A 16743-nucleotide genomic window follows, 5' to 3' on the forward strand; every position below is an offset into this window, starting at 1 on the left:
CAGATGAAGCACCCCGCGGACTCCCCGTCGACTCCGCAGAAGCAGCGCCCTCTCCTCAGCGGCTGCCGACGCCGTAACGCCTGCCTGCCGCTGCCGTCGATCCAATCAGCAAGCCGGGGAGCGCGGACGGGCGTCCCGGCAATCAACTCGTCCCATGCCCGGGCGCCGTCCGGAAAGGGGTGGTGGGCCCGGCACATCGACCCGGTTACGATCGAACGCATGTCCGAGTACCCGCGCGATGTGCCACGCCTCCGCACCATCGAGCGGTACCTGCTCGTCCAGCTCGCTGCCGTGCAGCGCGCCATCGAACGAGCGGAGAACGGCACCCCCGAGCCGTCTCTCCCTCGCGCCGACTGGTCGATCCAGTGGCGCCGCGCCCGCGTCGGGGAGATCCGCGTCGGCATCCTGCACCGTGCGGACTGCATGCTCGCCACCGGCGAACCCCTGGACGCCCGCGCCGTCCAGGCCCAACGCCGAAGGGAAGGCCGTCGCGTGGAACCCTGCGACGCCTGCAGCCCGAAACTGCCCTAGCCGTAGGCCGAACGGGACACCCGCGGCCTTGCATTCCGAGTGCCGACGGACGACGGTCACAACCGTCCCGTGCTCGTCGAGGACTGACATCCAAGCCGAAGGACGACGTCATGACATCCGGCACACGGGCGCGCACATCTCCCGGCGGCTGAACACGTTCGATGGGCCGGCACGGGAACGCCTGCACCTAGGCTGCCCGGTCAGGCAGCCGGCGACCGCGCACGCCGCGGTTCGGCGCCTACCGTCCGCAGCCCGAGGAGGCCCCGTGCCAGAGCCGTTCCCCGCCCCCGTCCGACCAGGGGACCCCACGCGGCTGGGGACCATCGTGACCCTGCCCGACCCGCGCATCGTGGAGATCGGCGTCCTCGCGGGCTGCGACTGGATCTTCCTCGACTGCGAGCACGGAGCCATCGCCCCGACGCAGCTCGGGTCGCTGCTCGCCGGCAAGGGCCGGGCACCCGTCCTCGTTCGCGTTCCGGCCGCCGACCAGCAGTACGTCACCCAGGCGCTGGACGCCGGCTGTGAGGGGATCATCTGTCCCCAGGTCGACGACGCGGCGACCGCCCGCCGACTCGTCGCCTTCGCCAAGTACCCACCGCTCGGCCGCCGTTCGGTCGGGATCGGCAGGGCGCACGGCTACGGGCAGAACGTCGCCGGTCATCTCGCGGAGGCGAACGACGCCACTCGTGTCGTGCTGCAGATCGAAAGCGCGGAGGGTGTGCGCAACATCGACGAGATCCTCGCCGTGCCGGGTGTCGGCGGCATCTTCATCGGGCCGTACGACCTGTCGGGCAGCATGGGCGTGCCCGGGCAGGCCGAGGCCCCCGCCGTGCAGCAGGCGGTGCGGCACGTTGTCGGCCGCTGTCGGGAGTCGGGTGTGCCGGTGGGGCAGTTCTTCGGCACGCGCGAGGCGTACGAGTCGGCGGACACCGGACCGTACGACTTCGCCGCGATCGGGATCGACACCGCGCTCCTGTCCACGGCGATCGCGACGGCCATGGGCACGGCGGAGCGCTGAGCCGGGTCGACTCCGGCCCGCTCTCCGGACGTACGGGACACGGCGAACCCACCGCGCGCAGCCGCTGAACGGCTCGCCTCCGTCCGTGGCGACGCCGGAGGAGGCGAAGGAACTGGCCCGCCAGTCCCGGGGCCGCACCGCCCCGAGTTCTGACGTCCCCCCTCCTCGAACGGAGACTCCGGGCGCCCGGCATCCCCGGCATTACCTGAGAGGTAATTGTTGCGCCTTTCCCGCCCTGGCTATCGTCCCGCAGGGGGCGGCGGCAGGGAATTCCCGGCCCGGGAACGGACCCGGACAGGAACGAATTCGCCCGCGCTCGCCTCTGCCGTGATGACGGCATCTGTTCGCGATCAATTCTTGACCGTGACTCACGAGAGGACGAACGCCAGTGGCATCGACACAGTACTCCGGGCCCGCCGCGACAGCGGGAGTGCCTGCTTCCGACGGTCTCGCCCGCCTCGCACTCACGGTGGACGGGGTCGTCACCGGTCTCAACGGGATCGGCTATCTGGCGCTCGCCACAGTTCTCGACTCCCTTTTGGGAGTCGATGCCTTGGTGCAGTATCCGATCGGCGCTTTCCTTCTCGTCTACGCAATCGGCGTTCTGGCGGCCGGAACCCGCCGGAGCATAAACAAGAACGCCCTGGGCGCCGTGATCGTCGCGAATCTCCTGTGGGCCGTCGCCAGCATTGTGACGCTGCTTTCCGGCCTCTCCCCGACCCTCGCCGGCGAGGTCTGGATCGTCCTTCAGGCCCTCGTGGTCGGCCTGTTCGCGGGGCTCCAGTACATCGGACTGAAGCGCATGTGAACCGTCCCGCAGTCCCGGGGGCATGCCGGCCGCTCGGCCGGCATGCCCCCGGTGCATGTCAGGACGGCGCCGGCGCGGGCTGCGCCCTCCTCACTTCACCAACTCGTCCCGAATTTGTCCGTGTTCTGCAATAGAGACCTGTATATGGCTTTTTTGCAGAGTTGTCCGATCACATTGGTGACCCTCGGCACTCGGCCGGGAATCCGATCGCACCGGCCGGCCACGTCCGGCCGTGTGTGCACGACTTCGAGGAGACACCACATGTCTGCTTCTCGTCCGCTCCGCCTCGCGGCCACACTTCTGGCCTCCGGAGCCCTGCTGGGTGCGGCAGCGCTCCCGGCGACGGCCTCCGACTACCCGCACGCCCCGCGCTCGGCGGTGAAGATCGGACAGGTGCAGCACGACACCGACTGGAACAGCCGCTACGACCGCGGCCTGAACTCGGAATGGGTCGAGGTGCGCAACACCGGCCGCCAGACGGTACGGCTGAACGGCTGGACCCTCACGGACCGCGAGGGCAACCGCTACCGCTTCCGCCAGGTGTGGCTGCGGGGCCACGACTCGGTCATCGTCCACACCGGCGTCGGCCGCGACAACGGCCGCCACGTCTACCAGGACCGCAGGACCTCGGTGTGGGACAGCCGTGACGCCGCCACCCTCCGCGACGACAGCGGCCGCTGGATCGACACCAAGGCGTGGGGCCGCTACGGCCGCCGCTGACCAGTAGCACCGCTCTGACCCCTGCGCTCCGCGGCCGGAACCCGGCCGCGGAGCGCAGGGCTGTGCGGCGGCGGCTCCGGTCCTCTCCGGCCGGCCGGAGAGGACGTCAGAGACCGTCGACGAACGTGACCGTCTCCTCCAGCGGCGCCCGGCCCGTACGGATGCAGTCCGCGGAGACGTCCTCGAACCCGATCGACATGCCGCAGAAGAGGATGAGTTCGTCCGGGGGTGAGAGAACCTCCGCGACGGTCTCGTGGTACTTCGCCCATGCCATCTGCGCGCAGCTGTGCAGCCCTTCCGCGCGGAGCAGCAGCATGACGGTCTGCAGATACATGCCGACGTCGGACCACTGGGGCCGGCCCAGGCCGGGGTCGATGTAGCAGAACAGGGCGGCGGGCGCGCCGAAGCACTGCCAGTTCGCGGCAGCCGCCCGCTGGCGCGCCTCCAGGTCGCCACGCGGAACGCCGAGTGCGCCGTACCGCTGCTCGCCGAAGGCGGAACGGCGCTCGCCGTACGGGGACTTCAGCGTCGCGGGCGGGTACTGCTGGTACTCCGGCTCGTCCCACGGGTCGCCCGAGGCCACGCGCTCGCCGGCGCGCTTCTTGAGTTCGGCCAGCGGCCCGCCGGTCACCACGTAGGCGTGCCACGGCTGGAGATTCGAACCGGACGGCGCCCATGCCGCCGCGGACAGCACTCGATCCAGCGCCTCCCGCGGGACGTGCCGATCGGTGAATCCCCGGACCGCTCGCCGGCTCGTGACCGCCTCGTAGACATCCAAGATCGCCTGCCTCCCAGCTGCTCGATGTGCGTTTCCCTCGTTAGACTCGTTCGAGATAGTATCGTTCGATACCATCTCGATGAACACTGACCCCGGCCCTTGGCTCCCGCCTCGGGCGCGGATCTCTGGAGGAAGCCCATGGCCACGCTGCTGCACATCGACTCGTCCGTCTTCGCCGGCGAGAGGTCCTCGTCCCGCTCGGTCGCGGACGCCTTCCGCCGGGCCTGGGAGGAGCAGCATCCGGAGGGCACGGTGATCTACCGCGACGTCGCCGCCGATCCCGTTCCGCACATCACGGCTGAAGCCTGGTCCGCCGGGTACGTCGCCCCGTCCGAGCGCACCCCGGAGCAGTCAGCCGCGTTCGCAGGGCGCCTGAAGATCATCGAAGAGCTCGAGCGGGCGGACGCCATCCTGATCGGCGCCCCCATGTACAACTTCTCGATCCCGTCGACCCTCAAGGCCTGGCTGGACAACGTGCTCCTGCTCGGCCGCACCACCGGAGAGACCCCGTCCGCCCAGGGCACTCCGGTCGTCGTCGTCGCCAGCCGCGGCGGCTCGTACGCACCCGGCACTCCGCGCGAGGGCTACGAATTCGTGCAGAACTACCTGGTGGCCGTCCTCGAGGGCACCCTCGGCCTGGACGTCGACTTCATCGTCCCGGAGCTCACCATGGCTCCCCGCAACCCGGCCATGTCGGCACTGATCCCCCTCTACGAGGCCTCCCGCAGGCGCGCCGTCGAGGACGCGGCCACCAAGGCCAAGGAACTCGCGGAGCGCTTCGCCGCGTGAGCGCGCCTACGCCTCACCGCCTGCGGGGCCCGTGCCGTCCGCGGGATCGGCGAACCGGGTCAGCAGATCCATCAGCCGCCCGGACTCACCGGGCTCCAGCTCGGCAACCAGATGCTCGGCCAGCGGTTCCGCCGCCACATGAGCCGCGTCGAAGAGCTCCAGCCCCTGGGGCGTGATCTCCACTGCCCGCACTCGCCGGTCCCCCGGAACGGTCTTGCGTACGGCCAGCCCCCTGCGTTCCAGGTCGTCCACGACCCGCATGATCCCCGCCTTGTCCGACCCCGTCGCCGTCACCAGATCCCGCTGCATCGTGGGCCCGCGGTTGACCAGCTCGATCAGCACGGCGAAGTGCCGCAACTCGATACCGAGCGGCCGGAGCGCCTCCGCCATCACCGTGGCCGCGCGCCAGTGCGCCCGGCGCAGCAGCAGGCCGAGGGCAAAAGGCGACTCGTCCCCGGGACGGTCGGTGGCACGAGAGACGGCGGTTCGGTGACGAGCGTCGGCTGTCATGCGGCCACTGTACCGCTATCCGTTCATTCGATACCGTATCGTTTGAAACTAAATGCCCCGCTCCGGGAACCTCCCGTGACCGCCGTCTGTTCAGCAAGGGGGCCGGTGCCCGGCCGTGGCCGCTACGGCGCCCCCGCGTCCCGGTGCAGGGCGAGAGCCACCGAAGGCCACCGCGTGCACCGGGCTCTCGTCCCCGGGCGCGCGACCTGGCGCGCAGCGGGCGCTCTCAGCGTTCTCACAGCGAACTCACAGCCAGTACTCAGGAAAGAGCCACATGCTGTGCCGATGACCGACAACGCCGCCGCCTGCGGCCGCCCGTCCCGGGTCCTCGTGGTCGACGACGAGGACGCGCTCGCCGATCTGCTCTCGATGGCTCTGCGCTACGAGGGCTGGGAGACCCGCGCGGAGGGCGACGGCACCTCGGCGCTGCGCACCGCGCGGGCATGGCGGCCGGACGCCGTCGTCCTCGACGTGATGCTGCCCGACATGGACGGACTGGCCGTGCTCGGCGGTCTGCGGCGCGAACTGCCGGAGGTTCCGGTGCTGTTCCTGACGGCCAAGGACGCCGTGGAGGACCGCATCGCCGGGCTGACGGCCGGCGGCGACGACTACGTCACCAAGCCGTTCTCGCTCGAGGAGCTCGTGGCACGACTGCGCGGGCTGCTGCGCAGATCCGGTGCGCTCACGGGACGCCCGGAGTCGGTGCTCCAGGTCGGCGATCTCACGCTCGACGAGGAGAGCCACGAAGTGACCCGGGGAGACACCGAGATCCAGCTCACCGCGACGGAGTTCGAGCTGCTGCGCTACCTCATGCGGAACCCGCGCCGGGTGCTGAGCAAGGCACAGATACTCGACCGGGTGTGGAGCTACGACTTCGGCGGCCGGGCCAACGTCGTCGAGCTGTACATCTCGTATCTGCGACGGAAGATCGACGCCGGACGGGCGCCGCTGATCCACACGCGCCGGGGAGCCGGTTATCTCATCAAGCCTCCGTCCGACGAGCAGCCTCCGGGCATCGCCGCGCCCGCCCCCGTCGGGGGCGAGCCGGACGCGGCCGCCCGGCACATCGGCGGCTCCGGCGGCTCCGGCGGAGGGGAACGGCCGTGACACGGCAACGGCCGCCGCGACGCCCGACCGGGACGTCCAGGCGCTGGTCGCTGCGCACCCAACTCGTCGTCTCCGCCGTGACGCTGATCGCCGTCGTGTGCGCGGTGATCGGCACGGTCACCGCCGTCGCCGTCAACTCCTCGCTCAAATCGCGTCTTGACGACGAACTGCGCGCTTCGGTGCAGCGGTCGTACGGACCCCCGGGCGCCGCCCTGCCGCAACCTGACGACGTACGGTTCGTCGCCATCCCCGGGCAGCCCATCGGCACCGTCGGCGCGCGCACGAGCGACGACGGCCGGCTCACCAGCGCGGCGCGAAGCACGGACCCCGGCGGCGGCCCCGGCACCGAACAGTCGGACCGGCTCACCAGGCTGACCACCGCACAGCGCGCGGCGCTCGACGACGTGCCGCGCGACGGCCGTCCGCACACGGTGTCGCTGCCGGGGCTGGGCGACTACCGCGTCCAGTCCGGCGGGCTGCCGGAACAGCTGGACGGCCAGGTGGACGGACTGCTGCTCGGCCTGCCGATGAGCGGCGTCCAGTCGACGCTGAAGACCCTCGTCGTGGTCGAGATCTGCGTATCGGCCGCCGGTCTGATCGCCGCGGGCCTGGCGGGCGCGGCGATGGTGCGCATCGCCCTGCGCCCTCTGCGCCGCGTCGCCGCGACCGCGACCCAGGTCACCGAACTGCCCCTTCACAGCGGCGTCGTGACGATGCCGCACCGGGTGTCGGAACGCGACACGGACTCCCGCACCGAGGCCGGGCAGGTCGGCGCGGCGCTCAACAAGCTGCTCGGACACGTCAGTTCGGCGCTGGAGGCCCGGCAGCAGAGCGAGATCCGGCTCCGCAGGTTCGTCGCGGACGCCAGCCACGAACTGCGCACCCCGCTGGCCTCCATCCGCGGCTACGCGGAGCTGACCCGAAGGGTCTCCGCGGGCCCGGACAGCGCCGCTGCCGCGGGCACCGACGGGCACGGGCACGAACGTGCGCGGGCGCACGGAAGCAACGGCGGGGACAGACCCGGGGCCGACCCCGCGCCGGCCGGGTCGGGCCCGTCCGCCGCCGACGGCCTGCCGAGCACGCGGCACGCACTCGACAGGATCGAGTCCGAGGCGACACGGATGTCGGATCTCGTGGAGGACCTGCTGCTGCTCGCACGGCTGGACGCGGGAAGACCGCTGGAACGTACGGACGTGGGCCTGTCCTCGCTCGTCGTGGACGCGGTCAGCGACGCACGCGTGGCCGGGCCAGACCACCTGTGGCGGCTCGAACTGCCCGCCGAACCCGTCGAAGTGCGCGGCGACGCCAAGCGGTTGCAGCAAGTCCTGATCAACCTGCTCGCCAACGCCCGTACGCACACGCCCCCCGGTTCGACGGTCACCGCGCGCGTGCGGCCCGTGTCCGCCCACGGCGACGTCGTCGTGGAGATCGAGGACGACGGAACGGGCATTCCGCCGGACGTACTTCCCCACATCTTCGAGCGGTTCGCGCGCGGCGATGCCACGCGCTCGCGTGCCCACGGAAGCACAGGACTCGGTCTGGCCATCGTGGAGGCCGTCGTCACCGCGCACGACGGCCGGGTGACCGTGGCGAGTGAGCCGGGCCGTACCGTCTTCGCCGTGCGGCTCCCCGCGGCGGCAATGGCTGAAGGAACACCGCACGCGGATCGCGCGGACAGCGAAGTGGCCATTCACGGCGTGCGCGGCCCATTCCCCACCGCGGACGACGAGGGCGCCGGCGACGCCCCGGACGACCCGGCAGCCTCAACTTCTGCCTCGGCGGCCGGCAACAACGGCGACGCGGCTGCGCCTACCCTGGCAGCGGAGAACAGCACGACCGGCCCCAACGCCCGTGCCGTGGGCGGGTCTTCCTGATCAAGAGACGAAGGAGTCCGGTCATGGGCGGCAGAAGTGACGTCGGCTCGTCCTCCTTCGGCGGCATCGCGATCCAGCCGGCGACGGAGGACGACCTTCCGACGATCGTCGGCATCATGAACTTCACGGCGGAGAATTCGATCGCCACCTTCGACACCCGCCCGATCAGCGTGGCCGAACGGCGGGACTGGTTCGGCCACTTCGCCTCGACGGGCCCCTACCGAGCGTTCGTCGCACGAGACGGCGACCAGGTGCTGGGCTACGCCTGCACCCAGCAGTACCGGGCCCATGAAGCCTTCCGTGAGACCGTCGAAGTGAGCATCGCGCTCAACGCCGCGGCCCGGAGCCGGGGCATCGGAACCATGCTCTACAGCGCGCTGTTCGACAGTCTCGCCGACGAGCCGGTCCACGTCGTCGTCTCAGGCATCGCCCTGCCCAATGACGCATCGATCGCACTGCACCGGAAGTTCGGCTTCACGGACGTGGGCGTCTTCCGCGAGTACGCGGTGAAGCACGGGCAGTACATCAGCTCGCTGTGGATGCAGCGCTTCCTTCCCTGAGGCAGCGTTCGGACCGGCCGGAGCGCCTCCGACCTGCACACCTTCCGATTCACAGCCAGCACACAGGCTCGGCATACGGTCCTGACAGGGCGGTCGGCGACTGTTCCGGGCATGCGAACAGACACCCCACCGGCAGAGCCCCCCACAGAGCGCCTGCCCATCCGTCGCCCGCTGGCGCTGCCAGGGCCGCGGAACGAGACCGCTCCGACGGTGCTCGACGTGGTCGTGCCCGTGTACAACGAGGAGCGCACTCTTGAGAGTTCGGTCCGGCGCCTGCACGGCTACCTCGACAGCCACTTCCCGTACGGCTTCCGCATCACCATCGCCGACAACGCCAGCACCGACGGAACACAGCGGATCGCCACCCGTCTCGCGCTCGAACTGAGCGGCGTCGTGGCCGTACGCCTGGAGGAGAAGGGACGCGGCCGCGCCCTGCACACGGTGTGGAGCCGTTCGGACGCACCGGTGCGCACCTACCTGGACGTGGATCTCTCCACCGACCTCAACGCCCTGCTCCCCCTCGTCGCGCCGCTGATCTCGGGACACTCCGACATCGCCATAGGGACGCGGCTGGCCGGGGGCGCCCGGGTGGTGCGCGGCCCGAAGAGGGAGCTGATCTCCCGCGCGTACAACCTGATCCTCCGCGGCTCGCTCTCCGCCCGCTTCTCCGACGCGCAGTGCGGCTTCAAGGCCGTCCGCGGAGATGTGGCGGACCGGCTGCTGCCGCTCGTCCAGGACACAGGCTGGTTCTTCGACACGGAGCTGCTGGTGCTCGCCGAGCGTGCCGGGCTGCGGATCCACGAGGTGCCGGTCGACTGGGTCGACGACCCGGACAGCCGGGTCGAGCTGTTCCGCACGGCCCTCGCCGACCTGCGTGGCGTGTGGCGCGTGGGACGCGGACTGGCCACGGGCGCACTGCCGCTCGGACGGCTCCGGCGGCCCTTCGGGGACGATCCACGCGACCGCGCCCTGCGAGGAGTCCCGAACGGGCTGGTCCGCCAACTGGCCAGCTTCTGCGTCGTCGGCGCCGTCAGCACTCTCGCCTACCTGGCGCTCTACTCGCTGCTGCGCCTCGGAGTGGGCCCGCAGTACGCCAACGCGCTCGCGCTGCTGCTCACCGCGCTCGGCAACACGGCCGCCAACCGCCGTCACACCTTCCGTGTCCGCGGGCGCGCGGGCCTCGTGCGCAGCCACGCGCAGGGCCTGCTGGTCTTCGGGATCGGGCTGGCGCTCACCAGCGGCTCACTCGCCGCGCTGGAGACCGCGGACGCGCACCCGGCACGCAGCACGGAGCTCACGGTCCTCATCGTCGCCAACCTGGCCGCGACACTGCTGCGTTTCCTGCTCTTCCGCACCTGGGTCTTCGCCGGGGAGTTCGCGGAGGACGGAGCCGAGGAGGACGCCCGAAAAGGCCACGACGACCGGCCCGTTGAACCCGGCGGCCCCGGGGACCTCGCTGGAGCCGGTGAAGCCCATGCCCCCGACCTGAACGCCTGGAGCGCGCACGGCGACGCCCGCGGCGGCGATGACACCTTCACGGAACGGACCTCCGCATGACCAGCCTCGCCCGCACCCTCCTCCCCGCCGCCCGCCTCGGCGGGCGGAAGGACGCCCGCGCCGCCCGTCCCCGGTGGGAACGACCCGCCTACTGGGCGCTGCTCGCCGTCACGGCGGTCCTGTTCCTCTACGGGCTCGGCGCCTCGGGTTACGCCAACTCCTTCTACTCAGCGGCCGCCCAGGCGGGCAGCCAGAGCTGGAAGGCGTTCCTCTTCGGCTCGCTCGACTCCGGCAACGTGATCACGGTCGACAAGCCGCCCGCCGCGCTGTGGCCGATGGCGCTGTCCGTGCGGCTGTTCGGGCTGGGTGCCTGGCAGATCCTGGTGCCGCAAGCGCTGGCAGGGGTCGCCACCGTCGCCGTGCTCCACGCGTCCGTACGGCGCTGGTTCGGCCCCGCGGCAGGCCTGCTGGCGGGCGGACTCACCGCACTGACACCCGTCGCCGCGCTGATGTTCCGGTTCAACAACCCGGACGCCCTGCTGTGCCTGCTGTCCGTGTGCGCGGTGTACTGCCTGCTGCGTGCCGTCGAGGACACCCGCATCCGGTGGCTGCTCCTGTGCGGCGTCGCTCTCGGACTGGCCTTTCTCGTCAAGACACTTCAGGCCTGGTTGGTCGTGCCGCCGCTGGCCCTCGTCTATCTGGTGTGCGCACAGCCATCGCTGCCGCGCCGCATCGGGCGGCTGCTGCTCGCCGGCCTCGCGATGCTGGCGAGCTGCGGCTGGTGGGTCGCCCTCGTCGAGCTGTGGCCCGCGGGCTCCCGCCCGTACGTGGGGGGCTCGCAGAACAACAGCTTTCTCGAACTGACCCTCGGCTACAACGGGTTGGGCCGTATCACCGGCAACGAGGTCGGAAGCGTCGGGCCGGGGGCGGGGCGAGGCGGAGGCCCCGGCGGTCCGGGTGGTGGCCCCGGCGGAGGCATGTTCGGCGAGAGCGGAGTCGGAAGGATGTTCAACCAGACGGTCGGGGGACAGATCTCCTGGCTGCTGCCCGCGGCTCTTCTCCTACTCGTCGCGGCGTTGGTACTCACGCGCAGCGCCGCACGAACCGACATGCAGCGTGCGGCACTTCTGGCTTGGGGCGGCTCGCTCCTGATCACGGTTGCGGTCTTCAGCCTGATGTCGGGGATCTTCCACGAGTACTACACCATTGCTCTCGCCCCGTACGTCGCCGCGGTCGTGGCCATCGGGACGGTGCTGCTGTGGCGGAGCCGTGAGCGCCGCGCCGCCACCGTGACACTGGCAGTCGCGGTGGCAGTGACAGCCGTGTGGTCATACGTCCTGCTCGACCGGGCGGCCGGCTGGCTGCCGTGGCTCAAGTGGGCAGTCCTCGCCGGGGGAACGGCAGCCGCGCTCGGCTTCCTGGCAACGGCGTTGCTGCCGAAGCGAGTTGCGGGGAAACCCGCGTTGGCCGTCATCGCCGGGCTGGGACTGGCGGCATCGCTGGCGGGGCCCGTGGCGTACACGCTGAGCACCGTCCACACCCCGCACTCCGGCGCCATCGTGACGGCCGGGCCCGCGTCGGCACGCTTCGGCGGACCCGGCGGAGCCCGCTTCGGCGGGCCGAGCGGCGGGGAGGGCCGCGCGGGCTTCCCCGGCCCACCGGCCGGCGGAGGCCAACAGGCCGGCCCCACAGGGCAGTTCCCGCCGCCCGGCGCCACCGCCGGGTCCGGCCGCCCGGGGCAGAGCGGCCAGCCGGACGACGGCTTGCCCGGCGGGGGCCCGAACGGCAGGAACCCCGAGCGGATGCCCCGCGGCGGCATGGGCGGACTGCTCGACGGACAGCAGGTCGGCAAGGCCACCAAGGCGAAGCTCGCCAAGGACGCTGCGCACTACACCTGGGTCGCGGCCACCATCGGCGCGATGAACGGTGCGAGCTACCAACTGGCCGCCGAGCAGCCGGTGATGTCCATCGGAGGCTTCAACGGCACCGACCCGGCTCCCACCCTGGCGCAGTTCAAGAAGTACGTGGAAGAAGGCGAGATCCACTACTTCATCAGCGGCGGCATGGGCGGTCCGGGCGGCCGGCAGGGCAACTCCACCAAGATCTCTGACTGGGTCGAGAAGCACTTCACCAAGGAGAAGTCCGGCAAGACCACTCTCTACGACCTGACGCAGCAGAAGCAGAAGTCGGACAGCGACCGGAGGCAGTCTCTGTAATGGCAGACTCCTGACAGTTGTCAGGGTGTCCCTGACACTCCTGGAGTGTCAGGGACACCCTGACGCAGGGGTCCCGGGGAGGAGTGTGCTGTGACGCGGGCCCTGGGGCGGCCGATCAAGCCGATTCCGAGGGCCGAGGGGCGGTGGGTGGTCACCGGCCCGCGGCGTTGCCTACCTAGCCGCTGACCGGCGTCCGAGCCCTCCACATGGACAGGACGAACGCCGAAGAGGCTGCCGCCGCGGCGAGGAGCGCGGCCGTAGTCGGCACTGTGAACGTGGCGGGCCAGTCGAGGTGGTGGGCGTGGTCAGCCACCCGGCCTCCGGCGGCCGCCCCGGTGGCGACGCCGGTCAGAAGGGCGGTCACGGCGTACGTCATGCCCTCGTTCAACCGTGCTGCCGGGACGGTCTCCTGGATCAGCGTCATGCCCGTCACCATCGTCGGCGCGGTGCCCATGCCGGCGACGAGCAGCGCCACTGCCAGTAGTGGCAGGCTCCCGCTCGACGCGGCAGTGAGTGGCAGCCAAGCCAGGACCGCCATCACGCCGACGCACAGCGCGAAGCGGCGGATGAGCGGTGTGGTCGGCACCCTCAGTGTGCCGATGAGCAGGCCGGCCACGGCCGACCCCAGTGCCTGGCAGCCGAGCACGACACCCGCGGCCGCTTGCTGCCCACGCTCGTCGGCGAATGCGATCGTCGCGACCTCCAACGCTCCGAACACGGCTCCGGTGCACAGAAACGTCACCAACAACGGTGTCAGGGCGCGCAGTCGCAGAGGCGAAGCGGCGAGACCGGCCTTCCGGGGGCCACTGGGGGCTCGGTGCCGCGCTGCCCTGTGAAGATGAGCATCCCCAGAAGCAGAAGTACGGCTCCTGCCAAGGTGCCCGATTCCGGGAAGAGCCGCGTGCACAGCAGTGCGGCAAGGGGCGGGCCGGCCATGAAGCACAGCTCGTCGGCGGCCTGCTCGAAGGAGTTCGCGGTGTGCCGGGCGGCGGGATCCCGACGGAAGAGATGCGCCCAACGGGCCCGCGACATGCCACCGGTGTTCGGTGTGGTGGCAGTGAGCGCGTACGAGGCGAAGAGCGTCCAGTCCGGTGCCCCGAACCGCACGCATGCGGTCAGCGACACCGCTCCGGCAACTGCGACCAGTGTCGCGGGCAGCGCGACCCGTGCCTGCCCATGCCGGTCGATCAGCCGGGCCGTCAACGGACCCACAACGCCCGTGGCAGCCAGTCCCGTTGCGGTCACGGCACCTGCCAGCGCATACGAGTCGCGCGTGCTCGCGATCATGATGACGGCGGAAACACCGAGCATCCCCATGGGAAGCCGGGCAAGCAGGTTCCCCGTGGTGAATGCGCGAGTTCCCGGAACAGCGAACAGCCGTGCGTACGGGGCGAGTCGGCGGGGCGCACGGCGCGGGATGCGAACCGGTCCGGCTCGTCCGGCCGGGGTCCTCGGAGCTGCAATGAGGGTGTGCCCGGTCACGCCGAGAAACGGCATGCCGTCCGGGGAGGAAAGGTGATCGCGCCGACTACGGCGATGGACGGCGGCGTATGGCATGTGCGCCAGATTCGCGGTCCGGTCAGCAACCCTCAACCTGTTTTCGGCAGCCGCGACTCGACGTCAAGGCCAGCCCTGCTCCCTTCGCTCCTGAGGGAGGCGACGCTACGAACCCAAGGCCGGCGCTTCCTGAGCGGTCACGCAGGCTCCCACAACTCGACCCGATTGCCCTCAGGGTCGGTGACCCAGCCGAAGCGACCCACCCCGTCCATGTCCTGCGTCTCTTCGGCCACCTCCGCTCCCGCGGCGCGCAACTGCGCGAGCATCGCGTCCAGGTCGCGGACGCGGAAGTTGAGCATGGACTGCTGGGCGCGGGACCCGAAGTAGTCGGTCCCGGACTCGAACGTCGCGAACACCGTGGGCCCGACGCCCTGATGCCACAGGCCATGCTCATCCGCGTCCAGGCCCAGGCAATCGCGGTACCACGCGCTCAGGGCCTTCGGGTCGGCGGCGCGCATGAAGTACCCACCGATTCCCAGCACATGTTCCATGCCGTCATCCTGCCAGTGCGGCGTCCCCCCGTCTCGATCACGGCAGAACCCGACAGTCGGCAACTCGCCCCTTGACCAGGGACGTTGGCCGGGCGGTCGGCGGCAGTCCGCCACGACCCAGCCCGCAACATGACCGGCGCCATCTCGACCGGCCTGCCTCAGGCTGGAGTTGGCAGCGCCGGGGGCTCTTCCCCTTCGCCCTCCGGGGGCTCCGAGTGCTCGGCGATCCATGCCAGAGTCTCCGGCAACACCACGCCCTGTTCCGGATCGTCGTTGCGCTTGGCCAGTCGCCGCAGCAACTCATCGTGATCGGCCTGGAAGTGGACGAGCCGCCACTGTGCGCCGTGCTCCGTCACGATCTGCTTGTAGTCGTCCCTTGCGGAACGCGTACCCAGACCGTGATCCAGAACGACCGAACGACCTTCCCCGAGGATCTCGACGAGCTGCCGCCGAACGTCCTCGATCACAGGGGCCTGCAGCGCGAGGTGTTCGTGCTCGGCGTAGTCCTTGCCGATTCGTCCGTGCCGGGCCGTCATTTCGTCATCCACGGACAGGCGGACGACGCCGCCTCGCGCCAATGCCTTCGCGAAAGTGGTCTTCCCGGATCCCGGCATCCCGGTGAGCAGCCATACGACGGGCCGACAGTCAGTCATCCGGCAGACCGTAGCGGTCGTGATGCCTTGTGAGCGCTGGCTGCGATCCCGGGATTCCCCTGACGACTTCCCTCGGGTGCCTGTGGTTCTCACCGTCCTGAGCTGTGGCACCGCTGTTGGCAGGGGGCATCAGGCCGACGAGCGTGCCGTGGGACGGCGGCAGGTCCCGGCAGTCACTGCCAACCACCAGACTCCGAGTGGGTTCCGCCTGGCGCACAGCCCAGCGGAGGGCCTTCCGTGAGGGGTCTGAACCGTCCACTCCGACCACGGTGCGGCCTGTCTTCTCGCTCCGGACTCGCATGGCGGGACCCAGCGAAGGGGTCCCGCCATGCGTTCGTCGTTCACCACTGCGCGCGAAGAACCATCAGGTCCCGGCCCGTACCGGAGTCACCGGCGCGTGACCATGGTTCAGCTCGGACGACTCACTTGCGGGTCTTCTTGAGGTCGGCGGCCGGAGGAAGTTTTGCGGCCGGCGGAGTGACGGCGTTCGCGGGGTTGGTGCATCCGGGGACGCTGCCTTCGGGGCTGCAGTTGTCCGGAGTGTTGCGGATGACCCTGCTGTTGGTGAGCGTGACCTGACCCCCTTGATTGAGGATGCCGCCGCCGGCGGTGATCGCCGTGTTGCGCGTGACCAGGCTCCGGACCAGCGTGACGGTACTTCCGGTGCTGTTCGAGATGCCCGCACCGTTGACAGCGATGTTGTCCCTGACGGTGGTCGACTTCAGGCGCAGGGTGGAGCCGTTCACGTTGCGGAGGCCGCCACCCAGCGGAGCGGTGTTGCCCCTGACCGATACGGACTCCAGAGACGCGGTACCGAGAATGTTCTCCAGACCGCCACCGATGGCGAGCGCGCGGTTCCTGAGCATGGACCCGCCCTTCATCTTCAACGTGCCGTTACCGTCGTTGATGACTCCGCCGCCGAAGGTGGCTGCGGTGTTGCTCTCGAGGGTGCTGCGGTCGAGGTTGGTCCGTCCACCGCTGTTGGAGAGACCGCCACCGTTGCCCGCACTGTTGTTCCTGACGACCGTGCGGTTCAGGTTCAGCGTGCCGCTGTTGTTCGCGATGCCACCGCCGGAGAGGCCGGTACCCACAATGCCGTTGCTGATGGTGAGTGAGTTCAGGTTGAGGGTGCCACCGGAGACGACGTGGAGGATACGGAAGTCCTGCGTCGCGCTCGGGGCACGGCGGATGGTGGTGTCCCGGCCGGAGAGGGTCACATTCCCGGTGATCTCCGGCAACCCGTCGTCCGCGTTGTTGGGGGTGGTCAGGTTGTAGGTGCAGTGGGACGCGAGGGTGATGCGGCCGACATTGGGGCTGGCGTTGGCCTTGTTGATCGCCTTCACCAGACCGGGAATGTCATTGCACCGCACATGAATCCCCCCGGCCGCGTTGGCCGGCACGGCCGGCAGGACGGCAAGGCTCAGTCCCACACCGACCGCGGCGGTCACGGCTCCGGACCGCAAGATGATCTTCATCGCTACGCCTTCCTCAGCGCTGAGAGTGAAACGGCACGTCATCTGCACGGCACCCGGCGGCCTGTCGCCAGTCGGACTGATGAGATGACAATTCATCCGTAGCCGCACGTGACGGCTGCCTCACCTGGCCTACCGCCGAACGGCCCCCGCCCTTGCAAG

The 16743-nt window shown here is 70.3% G+C and carries 15 protein-coding genes and 1 pseudogene; 10 read left to right on the top strand and 6 right to left on the bottom strand.

Annotated elements, in window-relative coordinates; all coding sequences use genetic code 11:
* Window positions 1-219: 219 nt before the first annotated feature.
* The 4 genes from I004_RS39650 (at window position 220) to I004_RS0125050 (ending at window position 3077) form a co-directional block, all read left to right on the top strand.
* A complete protein-coding gene (locus tag I004_RS39650) occupies window positions 220-531 on the top strand; it encodes a hypothetical protein (protein ID WP_028437751.1) in 312 nt (103 codons plus the stop codon).
* Between the two features lie 265 nt (window positions 532-796).
* Window positions 797-1549: an aldolase/citrate lyase family protein gene (locus I004_RS39655; protein ID WP_158677092.1), complete on the top strand. Its 753-nt coding sequence runs from the start codon at window positions 797-799 to the stop codon at window positions 1547-1549.
* 388 nt (window positions 1550-1937) lie between these two features.
* The gene (locus tag I004_RS0125045) at window positions 1938-2357 is read left to right on the top strand and encodes a hypothetical protein (RefSeq protein WP_028437752.1); all 420 of its coding nucleotides are present in this window, start codon (window positions 1938-1940) and stop codon (window positions 2355-2357) included.
* A 261-nt stretch (window positions 2358-2618) separates the two neighbouring features.
* On the top strand, window positions 2619-3077 hold the full coding sequence (locus tag I004_RS0125050) for a lamin tail domain-containing protein (RefSeq protein WP_028437753.1): 459 nt from the start codon (window positions 2619-2621) through the stop codon (window positions 3075-3077).
* A 106-nt stretch (window positions 3078-3183) separates the two neighbouring features.
* Here I004_RS0125050 and I004_RS0125055 read toward each other — a convergent pair whose 3' ends face one another.
* On the bottom strand, window positions 3184-3855 hold the full coding sequence (locus I004_RS0125055; protein WP_028437754.1) for a nitroreductase: 672 nt from the start codon (window positions 3853-3855) through the stop codon (window positions 3184-3186).
* A 138-nt stretch (window positions 3856-3993) separates the two neighbouring features.
* Between I004_RS0125055 and I004_RS0125060 the strand changes: the two genes are divergently transcribed.
* Window positions 3994-4644, top strand: a complete 651-nt coding sequence (locus I004_RS0125060; protein WP_028437755.1) for an NAD(P)H-dependent oxidoreductase — start codon at window positions 3994-3996, stop codon at window positions 4642-4644.
* A gap of 6 nt (window positions 4645-4650) precedes the next feature.
* Here I004_RS0125060 and I004_RS0125065 read toward each other — a convergent pair whose 3' ends face one another.
* Entirely contained in the window at window positions 4651-5154 is a 504-nt protein-coding gene (locus I004_RS0125065; protein ID WP_028437756.1) for a MarR family transcriptional regulator, read from the bottom strand.
* Between the two features lie 285 nt (window positions 5155-5439).
* Between I004_RS0125065 and I004_RS35910 the strand changes: the two genes are divergently transcribed.
* The 5 genes from I004_RS35910 (at window position 5440) to I004_RS35925 (ending at window position 12408) form a co-directional block, all read left to right on the top strand.
* The gene (locus I004_RS35910; RefSeq protein WP_078511793.1) at window positions 5440-6261 is read left to right on the top strand and encodes a response regulator transcription factor; all 822 of its coding nucleotides are present in this window, start codon (window positions 5440-5442) and stop codon (window positions 6259-6261) included.
* Window positions 6258-8135, top strand: a complete 1878-nt coding sequence (locus tag I004_RS35915; protein ID WP_486580257.1) for a sensor histidine kinase — start codon at window positions 6258-6260, stop codon at window positions 8133-8135. Before I004_RS35910 ends, I004_RS35915 begins: the two co-directional genes overlap by 4 nt.
* A 23-nt stretch (window positions 8136-8158) precedes the next feature.
* Window positions 8159-8695 carry a GNAT family N-acetyltransferase gene (locus I004_RS0125080; protein ID WP_078511794.1) on the top strand — a complete coding sequence of 179 codons (537 nt, stop codon included), beginning with the start codon at window positions 8159-8161 and terminating at the stop codon, window positions 8693-8695.
* A gap of 111 nt (window positions 8696-8806) precedes the next feature.
* Window positions 8807-10252: a bifunctional glycosyltransferase family 2/GtrA family protein gene (locus tag I004_RS35920; RefSeq protein ID WP_078511795.1), complete on the top strand. Its 1446-nt coding sequence runs from the start codon at window positions 8807-8809 to the stop codon at window positions 10250-10252.
* Entirely contained in the window at window positions 10249-12408 is a 2160-nt protein-coding gene (locus tag I004_RS35925; RefSeq protein ID WP_051345413.1) for a glycosyltransferase family 39 protein, read from the top strand. Before I004_RS35920 ends, I004_RS35925 begins: the two co-directional genes overlap by 4 nt.
* Before the next feature lie 175 nt (window positions 12409-12583).
* On the opposite strand, the pseudogene I004_RS35930 reads toward I004_RS35925, so the two are convergent.
* The 4 genes and pseudogenes from I004_RS35930 to I004_RS35935 form a co-directional block, all read right to left on the bottom strand.
* Window positions 12584-13965 (bottom strand): annotated as a pseudogene (locus tag I004_RS35930) (MFS transporter).
* A gap of 137 nt (window positions 13966-14102) precedes the next feature.
* The gene (locus I004_RS0125100) at window positions 14103-14456 is read right to left on the bottom strand and encodes a VOC family protein (RefSeq protein ID WP_028437758.1); all 354 of its coding nucleotides are present in this window, start codon (window positions 14454-14456) and stop codon (window positions 14103-14105) included.
* Between the two features lie 158 nt (window positions 14457-14614).
* Window positions 14615-15109: an ATP-binding protein gene (locus tag I004_RS0125105; protein WP_028437759.1), complete on the bottom strand. Its 495-nt coding sequence runs from the start codon at window positions 15107-15109 to the stop codon at window positions 14615-14617.
* 422 nt (window positions 15110-15531) lie between these two features.
* Window positions 15532-16584: a hypothetical protein gene (locus I004_RS35935; protein ID WP_051345414.1), complete on the bottom strand. Its 1053-nt coding sequence runs from the start codon at window positions 16582-16584 to the stop codon at window positions 15532-15534.
* Window positions 16585-16743: the final 159 nt, after the last annotated feature.

It is taken from the genome of Streptomyces sp. TAA486 (assembly GCF_000426165.1).

Excerpts from the sequence above, each read along its gene's own strand:
- I004_RS0125050 (WP_028437753.1), top strand. The coding sequence starts at position 2,619 with ATGTCTGCTTCTCGTCCGCTCCGCCTCGCGGCCACACTTCTGGCCTCC.
- I004_RS0125100 (WP_028437758.1), bottom strand. The coding sequence starts at position 14,456 with ATGGAACATGTGCTGGGAATCGGTGGGTACTTCATGCGCGCCGCCGAC.
- I004_RS39650 (WP_028437751.1), top strand. The coding sequence starts at position 220 with ATGTCCGAGTACCCGCGCGATGTGCCACGCCTCCGCACCATCGAGCGG.
- I004_RS0125060 (WP_028437755.1), top strand. The coding sequence starts at position 3,994 with ATGGCCACGCTGCTGCACATCGACTCGTCCGTCTTCGCCGGCGAGAGG.
- I004_RS0125065 (WP_028437756.1), bottom strand. The coding sequence starts at position 5,154 with ATGACAGCCGACGCTCGTCACCGAACCGCCGTCTCTCGTGCCACCGAC.
- I004_RS35910 (WP_078511793.1), top strand. The coding sequence starts at position 5,440 with ATGACCGACAACGCCGCCGCCTGCGGCCGCCCGTCCCGGGTCCTCGTG.
- I004_RS35925 (WP_051345413.1), top strand. The coding sequence starts at position 10,249 with ATGACCAGCCTCGCCCGCACCCTCCTCCCCGCCGCCCGCCTCGGCGGG.
- I004_RS35935 (WP_051345414.1), bottom strand. The coding sequence starts at position 16,584 with ATGAAGATCATCTTGCGGTCCGGAGCCGTGACCGCCGCGGTCGGTGTG.
- I004_RS0125105 (WP_028437759.1), bottom strand. The coding sequence starts at position 15,109 with ATGACTGACTGTCGGCCCGTCGTATGGCTGCTCACCGGGATGCCGGGA.
- I004_RS0125080 (WP_078511794.1), top strand. The coding sequence starts at position 8,159 with ATGGGCGGCAGAAGTGACGTCGGCTCGTCCTCCTTCGGCGGCATCGCG.
- I004_RS35920 (WP_078511795.1), top strand. The coding sequence starts at position 8,807 with ATGCGAACAGACACCCCACCGGCAGAGCCCCCCACAGAGCGCCTGCCC.